The 9,580-nt window shown below is 63.8% G+C and carries 12 protein-coding genes and 1 pseudogene; 4 read left to right on the forward strand and 9 right to left on the reverse strand.

Features of this window, described 5'->3' with window-relative positions; all coding sequences use genetic code 11:
* The first annotated feature begins 340 nt into the window (after positions 1-340).
* The 3 genes from ACT6VE_RS33935 to ACT6VE_RS33945 all read left to right on the forward strand — a co-directional run bounded on the left by ACT6VE_RS33935 (position 341) and on the right by ACT6VE_RS33945 (position 2,043).
* On the forward strand, positions 341-775 hold the full coding sequence (locus ACT6VE_RS33935) for a DoxX family protein (protein ID WP_444802558.1): 435 nt from the start codon (positions 341-343) through the stop codon (positions 773-775).
* 67 nt (positions 776-842) lie between these two features.
* Positions 843-1,781: a zinc-binding dehydrogenase gene (locus ACT6VE_RS33940; RefSeq protein ID WP_444802559.1), complete on the forward strand. Its 939-nt coding sequence runs from the start codon at positions 843-845 to the stop codon at positions 1,779-1,781.
* 37 nt (positions 1,782-1,818) lie between these two features.
* Positions 1,819-2,043, forward strand: a complete 225-nt coding sequence (locus tag ACT6VE_RS33945) for a hypothetical protein (RefSeq protein WP_444802560.1) — start codon at positions 1,819-1,821, stop codon at positions 2,041-2,043.
* Positions 2,044-2,080: 37 nt separating this feature from the next.
* Here the strand turns inward: ACT6VE_RS33945 and ACT6VE_RS33950 are convergent, their stop codons facing one another.
* The 9 genes from ACT6VE_RS33950 to ACT6VE_RS33990 form a co-directional block, all read right to left on the reverse strand.
* Positions 2,081-2,626: a flavin reductase family protein gene (locus ACT6VE_RS33950; protein ID WP_444802561.1), complete on the reverse strand. Its 546-nt coding sequence runs from the start codon at positions 2,624-2,626 to the stop codon at positions 2,081-2,083.
* Positions 2,627-2,685: 59 nt separating this feature from the next.
* Complete coding sequence (locus ACT6VE_RS33955) at positions 2,686-3,435, reverse strand: SDR family oxidoreductase (RefSeq protein WP_444802562.1); 750 nt, start codon at positions 3,433-3,435, stop codon at positions 2,686-2,688.
* Between the two features lie 148 nt (positions 3,436-3,583).
* Positions 3,584-4,507: a helix-turn-helix domain-containing protein gene (locus tag ACT6VE_RS33960; RefSeq protein WP_444802568.1), complete on the reverse strand. Its 924-nt coding sequence runs from the start codon at positions 4,505-4,507 to the stop codon at positions 3,584-3,586.
* Positions 4,508-4,609: 102 nt separating this feature from the next.
* On the reverse strand, positions 4,610-4,915 hold the full coding sequence (locus tag ACT6VE_RS33965; RefSeq protein WP_444802569.1) for an Atu4866 domain-containing protein: 306 nt from the start codon (positions 4,913-4,915) through the stop codon (positions 4,610-4,612).
* A 66-nt stretch (positions 4,916-4,981) separates the two neighbouring features.
* A complete protein-coding gene (locus ACT6VE_RS33970) occupies positions 4,982-5,713 on the reverse strand; it encodes an SDR family oxidoreductase (RefSeq protein WP_444802563.1) in 732 nt (243 codons plus the stop codon).
* 31 nt (positions 5,714-5,744) lie between these two features.
* On the reverse strand, positions 5,745-6,593 hold the full coding sequence (locus ACT6VE_RS33975) for an oxidoreductase (RefSeq protein WP_444802564.1): 849 nt from the start codon (positions 6,591-6,593) through the stop codon (positions 5,745-5,747).
* 140 nt (positions 6,594-6,733) lie between these two features.
* Positions 6,734-7,102 carry a putative quinol monooxygenase gene (locus tag ACT6VE_RS33980; RefSeq protein WP_444802565.1) on the reverse strand — a complete coding sequence of 123 codons (369 nt, stop codon included), beginning with the start codon at positions 7,100-7,102 and terminating at the stop codon, positions 6,734-6,736.
* Between the two features lie 142 nt (positions 7,103-7,244).
* Entirely contained in the window at positions 7,245-8,162 is a 918-nt protein-coding gene (locus ACT6VE_RS33985) for a LysR family transcriptional regulator (protein ID WP_444802566.1), read from the reverse strand.
* Between the two features lie 101 nt (positions 8,163-8,263).
* A complete protein-coding gene (locus ACT6VE_RS33990) occupies positions 8,264-8,557 on the reverse strand; it encodes a DUF1330 domain-containing protein (protein ID WP_444802567.1) in 294 nt (97 codons plus the stop codon).
* A gap of 230 nt (positions 8,558-8,787) precedes the next feature.
* On the opposite strand from ACT6VE_RS33990, the pseudogene ACT6VE_RS33995 reads away from it, so the two are divergent.
* Positions 8,788-9,525: pseudogene (locus ACT6VE_RS33995) on the forward strand (IS6 family transposase).
* Positions 9,526-9,580 lie beyond the last annotated feature (55 nt).

Raw genomic sequence — 9,580 nt, forward strand, 5'->3', positions numbered from 1 at the left:
CGGCCGGAAAGCGGTGACGTTTGTAGTGGGCGCACACCTCTTCCGTCATGCCGGTAGACTATCGTCCCGATCCACACTAGCCGGTTAAGGCGACGCCACTCATGCAGCAGTTCGGCGGCGCGCTGGTTGCCGTCAACCTGATCAGGAAGGGCTGACGAAGCCTTTTCACAGCCCCGCTCCCCTTCGTCGTCCAGACCCTCATCGCGCAAGCGATGGCGATACGTTCGAGATTATAGAGCGTTATCGTCAATTTTATTCGGCTTTTACGATGAGTTCGATCACGGCATAGTCGTTTTCACAGGGCGGCCGTGGTGGTCTGCCGATCTCAAGGGAACCGAACATGTCGCACATCGCAATCACCCGCCAGGTCGAAGACCTGACGACCTCCGCCGCCGTCCAGGCCGTATCGCCGGCCGCCGGCCGCGTCCTCGTCAGCCTGATCTTCATGCTGTCGGGCTTCAGCAAGCTGACCGCCCCGGCCATGACGATCGGCTACATCGAATCCGTCGGCCTACCCTTCCCGACGCTGGCCTACGGCACCGCACTGGTGGTGGAAATCATCGGCGGCGCTGCCCTCGTCCTCGGCTACCGGACGCGCTTCGTTGCGGCGGTGCTTGCCGTGTTCTCCGTCGCGACCGCCGTCAGCTTCCACAACGATCTCGCGGACCTCAACCAGTTCATCCACTTCTTCAAGAACGTCGCCATGGCCGGCGGCCTGCTTCACGTCATCGCGCTCGGCGGCGGCAAGCTCAGCATCGACGGCTGGCGCCGCTAGGCACACCCTTTCCCCCCCAGTTGCAAGCAATCGAGCGGCAGGCCGCGCCTGCCCAATGGAGAAAGCCATGACCACCGTCGTCAAATACAGCCAGTGGGGCGGCCCGTCCGTCCTGCATGTCGAACAGGAAGATGCCCGCGCCCCCGGCGCCGGCGAGGTGCTGATCAGGCAGGAGGCGATCGGCGTGAACTTCGTCGACACCATGTTCCGGAACGGCACGTTCAAGGTCGGCCTGCCGGCGGTGGCGGGCGTGGAAGGCGCGGGCACCGTGGAAGCGGTCGGTCCGGGCATCAGCCGTTTTGTCGTCGGCGACCGGGTCGCCTATTTCTTCGCGCCGGGCAGCTATGCCACCCGCCGGGTCGCCAGCGAGGACGTGCTGGTCAAATTGCCCGGTGACGTCTCAGCCGAGACGGCGGCGACCATCCTCACCAAGGGCCTGACCGCCTGGATGGCGATCAACGCCATGGCGAAGCCGGGCGCTGGCGACCGTGTCCTCGTGCAGGGCGCGACGGGCGGCGTCGGCAACCTGCTTGCCCGCTGGCTGCGCGCGCGCGGGGTGACGGTGATCGGAACCGGCTCGCATCACAAACTGCCCGCCCTGCGCGAAGCCGTCGACCATGCCTTCGCCTATGATACCGCCGGGCTGAACGACGCCATCCGCACGCATGCTCCTGACGGTGTCGACATCGTCTATGAACTGGTGGGGGCAACAACCTTCGCCGCCACGCTCAGTGCGATCCGCAACGGCGGGACGATCGCCGTGATCGGTGCGGCCTCCGGCGGCGGCGCCATCGACGAGGCGGACCTCGCCCGCCGCGGCATCCGCCTCGTGCGCGGCAGCACCGGCCAGCATGTGACGAAGACAACCTGCAGGCTGCCGCTGACGACGTGTTCGCAGCCTGGCGGAACGGCGCGTTCGGCGCGGTCAGCGCGCGAAAATACCCGTTGTCCAAGGCCCAGCAGGCGCATGCGGATATTCTCGACCGTCGCGGCGACGGCCCGATGATCCTTGTCCCGTGACACGGCCTCCGAAGGAAAGCGTCATGTCGGATTGCGACAGCCTGAATCCCCTCTTCTGGGATATCGAGAAACGCGACAAGGCTACCTGTCGCCCGCGACGGCACCCGCGCCCCTCCTTCGTGGAAGCCCTTGCCGTGGTCATCGTCCTGCTGCTCGCCCTAGTCGGCGGCCTCGATCGATGGGCGAGCGACGCCAAGGCCGGGGTGCCGGCGGCGGTAACCGCCCTCGGCGATGCCGAATCCGGCTAGGCATCCATGCCCGAAGATTGCTGAGCCAATGATGGCGTCATCGCGGAAAGTGGCGCCATTTCACCATGCGGTCGCAGAGATCGAGCACATTGCCATCGGCGGCAAAAACGCCGTCGCCGCGATGGTGCAGGGTTCGCCACTCTCTGTGGTCGTTGTCGATCCACAGTCGTTCCGCTTCGAGGATGAAGAGGCTATGGTGTTCGACGACATCGACCACCCTGCATTCGATATTGGCAAGGCACTCCTTGATCAACGGCGCGGCGACGCTGCCCGCCGGCTGCTGCGTCAAGCCGAAACGCTCGAACTTGTCGACAGTGTCACCCGAGCAATTGCCGATATCGACGACGGTCTCCGCAAGGTCGATGGTCGGGATGGCGATGACGCATTCGCCGGTGGCCCTCAGCGCGCTGTAGCTGTGATCCCACGGGCCGATGACGCAGCCGATCAGCGGCGGCGCGTGCTGGATCATCATGTGGAAGCCCATCGTCATGATGTTGGGCTTGCCCCTGTAACTGGTCGTCACGAGCACGATCGGGCCCGGTTCGAGCTGGCGAAAGGCCCCGGAGGCCGGTACTTCCTTCATGGGAAAACTCCTTGATCGTCGGCCTCCCCATTCGCGATGGGAAGGCCGATGGTTTGCGATTACCAGCCCTGTTCGACCGGCAGGACGAAGAGTTCGGCGACGTTGACATGGGCCGGCGCCTGCGCGGCAAACAGGATGGTCTCGGCAATGTCGACGCCTTGCAGGAAGGTCATCTGCTTTGCGAGATCATCCATCTGCTGGCGATAGCCGGGATCGGTGATCTGGTCGTAGAGTTCGGTCGCGACCGCGCCCGGCTGGATGCAGGTGACGCGGATATTGTGCTTCTGGCCGACCTCCATGCGCAGCCCGTCGGAGAAGGCGGCCACCGCATGCTTCGTCGCGCAATAGACCGACAGCCCCTTAAAAACCTTGCGGCCGGCGATCGAGGACGTGTTGAAGATGTGGCCGGAATGCTGCTTGATCATCTGCGGCAGCACGGCCGCCGTCGTGTTCAACAGGCCCTTCACGTTGACATCGACCATGCGAAGCCATTCGGCGGTCTTGAACTGGTCGATGTCGGAAAGCGGCATCAGGCCGGCATTGTTGAAGAGAATGTCGATCGCGCCATAGGCATCGACCAGCGTCTTGACGCCGGCTTCGACGGAGGCCGGATCGACCACGTCCATCTCGATGACCAGGGCTTCGCCGCCCTTCTCGGTGATCTCGGCCTTCAGCGCGTCCAGCCGATCGGTGCGCCGGGCGGCGATGCCGACCTTCACGCCGGCTCCGGCCAGCGCCAGGGCCGTTGCCGCGCCGATGCCGCTCGATGCGCCGGTGACCAGCGCGACCTTACCATTGATGTTCGTCATGATCTGTCTCCTTGTTGCTTGAAAACCCGCTCCGAAGCGGAGAGGCGTTCGCTTTCGACAAGGAGAACTCTAGGGAATCCCGGGTTTCCCCTCTCCCGGTGGCTTGCCAAGGCTGTCGTGATTTTGCTCTATTGTCCGCCGGCTGGGGCTAACCCCTGCGATAATCGCTCGGCGAAAGGCCCGTTTCGCGACGGAAAATCTGGGCGAAATGGCTGGGGCTGGAATAGCCGACCGTCAGGCCGATTTCGATGATGCTGGTGTCGGTTTCCTGCAACAGTTGCTGGGCCTTGGCCACCCGCTGGCGGATGAAGTAGTGCGAGGGTGGAAGGCCCGTCGCCTTCTTGAACAGCCGGCTGAAATGGAATTCGCTGATGCCGACCTCCTGCGCCAGGCGGCCGAGGTCGAACGGTTCTTCCAGTCGGTCCTCCATGAAGGCGATCGCCCGCCGGAGCTTTGCGCCGGGCAAGGCGTTCTGCGCACGCATCTCGGTGTCGACGACGGCATAATGGCGCATGAGATGGACAGCAAGGCTCTGCGCCAGCCCTTCGACATAAAGCGGACTGCCACCGCCGTCGGCCGTCAGTTCCTCGTGGAGAAGGCTCAGGATGTGCGAAAGCGTCGCGTCGCGGCCGCCGGAGACATCCTTCAGCGTCACATTCCCGCCGTCCTTGCCGAACATCGCCTCGCCCACCCGCTCGAACAGCGGCACGGAGACGTACAGGTGCATCACCCGAAAGGGTTTTTCACCCTCGGCCTGCCAGCGCATTTCATAGGGCACCGGCGAGCAGGTCAGGAAGAAATCGCCGACCGCGACGCGACTAGCCGTCCATTCGCCGCCAAGATCCCGCTCCTCGACGACCGCATTGCCGGACATGATCCAGACGATGAGCGGCTCGGCGACGGCGGGCACCAGGAAGGGATGTTGAACGCGGTGGCGGGAGAGTACCTGCACGAAGACATCCCGCCACGCCGGCCCGTCGCCGCTGATCAGCGTGTTTCCGCTGATGTAGTTTTCGAGCCCGATCGGGGAGGTCCGCTCGGGGACGGGACGGCCGGCGGATGTTTCGTCCATAGCCACGGTCGTCTCCCTCTCCGTAATTGGCCTCATGCCGATGTGGCGCCGGAATCAAGGATATCCAGCGCCACGGAAAAGGAAAGAACCAGGGCTTTCTGACTATTCCAGCTTCTTGCCGTCGCGATAGAGGATCATACCGGCATGATGGAGCACACCGTCGATGAAATCGCCATCGGCGGTGAAGCCGGTATCGTCCCAATAGTCGATATGGTCGCCGCGAACCTCGTATCGCCCCTGGTAGGCGCTCTCCCGGCGGCCACGCGCCTCGTCATAACGGCCGTTCGGCAGCAGGTTGTGGCGAATGCGGCCGTCGACGGTGATCCACATACCGACATAGGGGTGTGTCTGGTAGGGGGCGTTCCGGATCGTTTTCATCTGGGCATATCCTTCCTGGGCAGGGGCCATGCAGAGCAGCATCGCGACAAGGCCTGCCGTCGCTAATTCAAATCGGTTTGACATTGCAGCCTCCGCTCACATGCTGGCGGTGGGCCGGATGACGATCTCGCTGGTATCGACATCCGCCGGCTGGCCGATCACATGCACGATCGCCTCGGCAATGGCCTCCGGCTTCAGGGCGATTCGGCGATAGGCGACCATCGCTTCGGCGGCCGCGGGATCGGTGATGGTGTCGGCGAGTTCCGATTCCACCACGCCCGGATAGACGCAGGTCACGCGGATCCGGTCGTTCTCCTGCCGCAACCCGTCGGAAATCGCCCGCACCGCATATTTGGTGGCGCAATAGACGGCGGCCGTCGGCGAAACGCTGAGGCCGCCAACGGAGGAGACGTTGATCACCTGCCCGGCGCCCTGCCGGTTCATGGCCGGCAGCACGGCGGCGATGCCGTAGAGCACGCCCTTGATGTTGACGTCGACCATCCGGTCCCACTCGTCCACCTTCAGCGAGGCCATCGGCGAAAGCGGCATGACGCCGGCATTGTTGACGATGACGTCGATGCGGCCGAAGGCATCGAGCGCGGTATTGGCAAAGGCCTGGACATCCGCGCGGGATGTGACGTCAAGGCTCCGGGTGAGCGCCTTGCCGCCGGCAGCAGCGATCTCGGCCGCTAGCGTTTCGAGGCGATCGGTACGCCGTGCGCCGAGCACGACCACGGCGCCGGCCTTGGCCAGGGCGCGCGCCGTCGCCTCGCCGATGCCGCTGCTGGCTCCCGTGACGAGAACGATCTTGTTTGCGATATTGCTCATGGGATTGATCCTTTGTTGAGGGTTTGCTTGGTCAGGCGGCGCTGGGGCGTCGCGTCGGAAAATCGGTGCTGCGGCTGACGTCCTCCCATTGCCTGAGGTCGTCGTCGAAACGATCGAGGCGGGTGCGGGCGCGCTGGAGGGCATCGCTGCCGAGCAGCAGGTCGAGCGGCGGCTCCTCCGCGTCGACGGCCTCCAGAATGGCGCGCGCCGCCTGGCGGGGATCGCCGGCCTGCTTGCCGTCCTTGCTCAGGAGGCCATCGACCGCCCGGCCGCTGGTCGCGGCATAGTCGTCGATGGTGGATCCGCTGCGCAGGGCCGATCGGCTCGACAGGAAATCCGTGCGGAAGGAGCCGGGCGCGACGGCCGTCACCCACAGCCCGAACGGCGCCAGTTCCTGGGCGAGCGCATAGGAGATCGCCGACAGCGCCGCCTTTGTTCCCGCATAGATGCCGGAGCCCGGCGCCGGCGCGATGCCCGCGACCGAGGCGATATTGACGATGTGCCCACGCCCCTGTTCGCGCATCCTGGGCAGCGCGTGGCGAATGAGCGTTAGCGGGGCGAAGAGGTTGACCGCGAAGATGTCGCGCACTTCATGCTCCCCGGCCGCCTCGACCGATCCGAGCAGGCCGTATCCCGCATTGTTGACGAGGACATCGATCCGGCCATGCAGCACGAGGGCCGAGGCGAGTGCCTGCTCGATCGATGCCGCGTCTGCCATGTCCAGCGGCAGCACATGCAGATCCCGCATTGCCAATCCTTCCGGCGCGGCACCACTGCGCGTCGTGCCGATAACGGCGTCGCCGCGTTCGAGCGCGACTTGCGCGAGGGCAAATCCAAGCCCCCTCGATATGCCGGTGATGAACCAAACCCGCTTTGCCATGACATTCTCCTTGCCTGCGACGAAGACCTTGACTGGCTCGCCGGCTCTGGAAGAAAGATTAGGCCCGGATGGCGAGGCTTATAATCCAGCGCCTCTCAACAGGGCTTGTTAGCCGCGAGTGTATAATCGGTCCTTCTCGCTCAGGCCGGCAGATCGGCACGCACGCCGGAACCGGATCGACGCGCCAGGCCCGTGTCATTGGCAGCCGCCCGGAGGGGCGAGGCTTCGGAAAAGGTCAGAAGCTCGACTTCCGGTTCGGCGAGATGGCGCAGCAGATGAAAATACCCGTCCATGCGCGCATGGCGGAGATTGTCTCGAAGATCCGCCCGCGACCGCCAGGTCTCGTAGATGCACCAGACGCCGACCTCGTCCTGCGACCGGTGCACACGATACTGCAGGCAGCCCATCGCCGCGCGGCAGGGCGCGACGAGCCGTTCGAGCGCACATCCAAGCGCCTCGGACAGACCGGGACGGGCCCGCAGGATGGTAATGTTCGTGAGGTTTTCCATGACACGCTCCATATCTCATTCGTGGCTGTTCCCTGTTAGCCAGGAGAATGGCTGATGCGGTCGCAATGGATAATCGACGGGTTTCTACCGTTCCTTGTTAGCAGGAACGACATAATCGGCGGGAGGGGCAAAGGCCGCGTGCCTAGACGTCCTGCCGCGCCGCGGCTCTCACGGCATCGATGAACGTGCGCAAGGCAGGCGCCATCTGCCTTTGTCTTGGATAGCAGAGAAAAAATCCGGGATAGGGTTCGCAATAGCCGTCGAGCATTCTGACGAGCCGCCCCTCGGCAATCAGGCGATCGGTTTCCCGGTTCGTCGCAAAGGCGATGCCGGCCCCGTCGAGGCAGGCCGACAGGATCATGCTCCGGTCGCTCGTGATGATCGGCCCCTTCACGACGAGTTCGAACCAGCCGCCGTCCCGCTGGAACTCCCAGGCATAGGGAAGGCTGCGGCCCGACCAGCGCCAAAGAAGGCAGGTGTGGTTCAACAGGTCTTCCGGCGTTTCCGGCAGGCCGTGCTGCGCCACATAGCCGGGTGTCGCCACCGGATGCTGAGAGAGGGCGCCGCCGATCTCGACCGCGATCATGTCCCGCTCGACCACCTCGCCGGGCCGGATGGCAACGTCCCATCCGCCGGCGACGATATCGACAACCGCATCGTCGACGGTCACGTCAACCGTGATCTCGGGGTAGGACCGGCTGAAAGCGCCGAGCATCGGCGTTATGAAGGCCTGTGCCGCCGCCCGCGCGGCATGCACACGCACCGTCCCGGCCGGCGTGTCGCGGAAGCGCACGGCGCTGTCGAGCGCTGCGCTGATTTCGTCCATCGCCGGGCGCAGGCGCAGCAAAAGCGTCTCGCCGGCCGGCGTGAGCGCGACGCTGCGGGTCGTGCGATTGAGCAGGCGGATACCCAGCCGCTCCTCTAGGGCGCGGATCGTCTGGCTGAGCGACGACGGCGTGATGCCGAGCCGCTCCGCCGCCCGGCTGAAGCTCAACAGCTCGGCAACGGTGACGAAGGTTCGCAACTGCGCAAATTCGCTGCCCTGGACAGTCGGCGTCATGGTTTCCTCACAGGATATGAGTGGCGGGATTGTTTACCAGTACCAAACAATCCCGCCACCCTCACGCCGATTTTTAACCCACGCACCACTTCCAGCCGGTGTCACGCAGGCTCGAAACCTTGCAGGGCGATGATCCGCGATCCCGCCGCCGACTGCCGTTGCCTTGCCAGCGGCGCATAGGCCGGCGAGGCGAAAAGATCGCGGATCGCCTGCATATCGGGGAATTCGATGATCAGCATATTGTTCGCCTCCCAGCCTTCAAGCTGGAGCGGGGCTTCATCAAGGGCAACGAGCCGGCCGCCGGCTGCGGCGACGAGCGGCAGGGCCTTGGAACGGTAGTCGGCAATCGCGTCATGGTCGTGAATGTCGAGATCGACAACGAGGTAGGCAGACATGGATGGCTCCTGTTTTTGAAGGCCGCATCCCATTCGGATGGGTCGACTGAACCTAGGCGCGCTCAGGGCAAGCCTCTCCCGCCAGCTTGCGCAGGCCGTCGGGGTCTTGCGCAAAGCGCTCTTCCGACTATTGCGCAGGCGCTTGCCTGGCGTCGAACAGCAACATGCGCTCCTGCGGGCACTGAAACGTTAACCGAGCATCGATCAAAAATGTGGGATCATCTGTCGGCATGACCAGATGCGCACGTGATCATCTCTATCGTCGTCACCGGTTTCCGGCTGAGGTGATTGCCATGCCATATGGCTCTATTTCCGGTTTCCGCTCAGACTACGAATGGTCGAGGATATGCTGGCAGCTCGCGGCATCATCGTCTCTCACCAGAGCGTGAGATTGTGGGCGGAGAAATTCGGCAGGCACTTCGCCAATGACATCCGGAAGCGCTCAGCCGGCAGGCTCGGTGACAAATGGTACCTCGACGAGGTCGTCATCACCATTCGGGGAAAGAAATACTGGCTCTGGCGCGCCGTGGATCAGGATGGTTTCGTCCTCGACGTTCTGGTCCAACGCCATCGTTGTGCCAGGGCTGCGCAGCGTTTGATGCGCAAGCTTTTGAAAGGGCAAGTTTCTGCCCCGCGTGTTATGATCACCGATAAGCTCCGATCCTACGGTGCCGCGAAGCGGGAAATCATGCCCGGCGTCGAGCATCGTTCGCACAAGGGCTAGAACAACCGGGCGGAGAATTCTCATCAACCCCGTCCGACGGCGTGAGCGGATCATGAAACGCTTCAAGTCACCACGACAGCTTCAGCGCTTCGTCTCGATCCATGATCCAATCGCCAACCTCTTCCAAATTCCACGCCACGAGATCCCATCTCACCAGTATCGCGAGCTGCGAGGGACCGCCCTGCAGATGTGGAGCGAGATCGCACATCTGCAGGGCGTTTGTGTCCGTCGTCAAATGAACTGAGATTTTTTTGGCCTTGGAAGAGTGGATTTTGCGGCTCGGTCGCGGGTTGATTTAA

The organism is Shinella sp. (assembly GCF_052438155.1).
GTDB lineage: Bacteria > Pseudomonadota > Alphaproteobacteria > Rhizobiales > Rhizobiaceae > Shinella.

Excerpts from the sequence above, each read along its gene's own strand:
- ACT6VE_RS33935 (WP_444802558.1), top strand. The coding sequence starts at position 341 with ATGTCGCACATCGCAATCACCCGCCAGGTCGAAGACCTGACGACCTCC.
- ACT6VE_RS33940 (WP_444802559.1), top strand. The coding sequence starts at position 843 with ATGACCACCGTCGTCAAATACAGCCAGTGGGGCGGCCCGTCCGTCCTG.
- ACT6VE_RS33945 (WP_444802560.1), top strand. The coding sequence starts at position 1,819 with ATGTCGGATTGCGACAGCCTGAATCCCCTCTTCTGGGATATCGAGAAA.
- ACT6VE_RS33950 (WP_444802561.1), bottom strand. The coding sequence starts at position 2,626 with ATGAAGGAAGTACCGGCCTCCGGGGCCTTTCGCCAGCTCGAACCGGGC.
- ACT6VE_RS33955 (WP_444802562.1), bottom strand. The coding sequence starts at position 3,435 with ATGACGAACATCAATGGTAAGGTCGCGCTGGTCACCGGCGCATCGAGC.
- ACT6VE_RS33960 (WP_444802568.1), bottom strand. The coding sequence starts at position 4,507 with ATGGACGAAACATCCGCCGGCCGTCCCGTCCCCGAGCGGACCTCCCCG.
- ACT6VE_RS33965 (WP_444802569.1), bottom strand. The coding sequence starts at position 4,915 with ATGGCCCCTGCCCAGGAAGGATATGCCCAGATGAAAACGATCCGGAAC.
- ACT6VE_RS33970 (WP_444802563.1), bottom strand. The coding sequence starts at position 5,713 with ATGAGCAATATCGCAAACAAGATCGTTCTCGTCACGGGAGCCAGCAGC.
- ACT6VE_RS33975 (WP_444802564.1), bottom strand. The coding sequence starts at position 6,593 with ATGGCAAAGCGGGTTTGGTTCATCACCGGCATATCGAGGGGGCTTGGA.
- ACT6VE_RS33980 (WP_444802565.1), bottom strand. The coding sequence starts at position 7,102 with ATGGAAAACCTCACGAACATTACCATCCTGCGGGCCCGTCCCGGTCTG.
- ACT6VE_RS33985 (WP_444802566.1), bottom strand. The coding sequence starts at position 8,162 with ATGACGCCGACTGTCCAGGGCAGCGAATTTGCGCAGTTGCGAACCTTC.
- ACT6VE_RS33990 (WP_444802567.1), bottom strand. The coding sequence starts at position 8,557 with ATGTCTGCCTACCTCGTTGTCGATCTCGACATTCACGACCATGACGCG.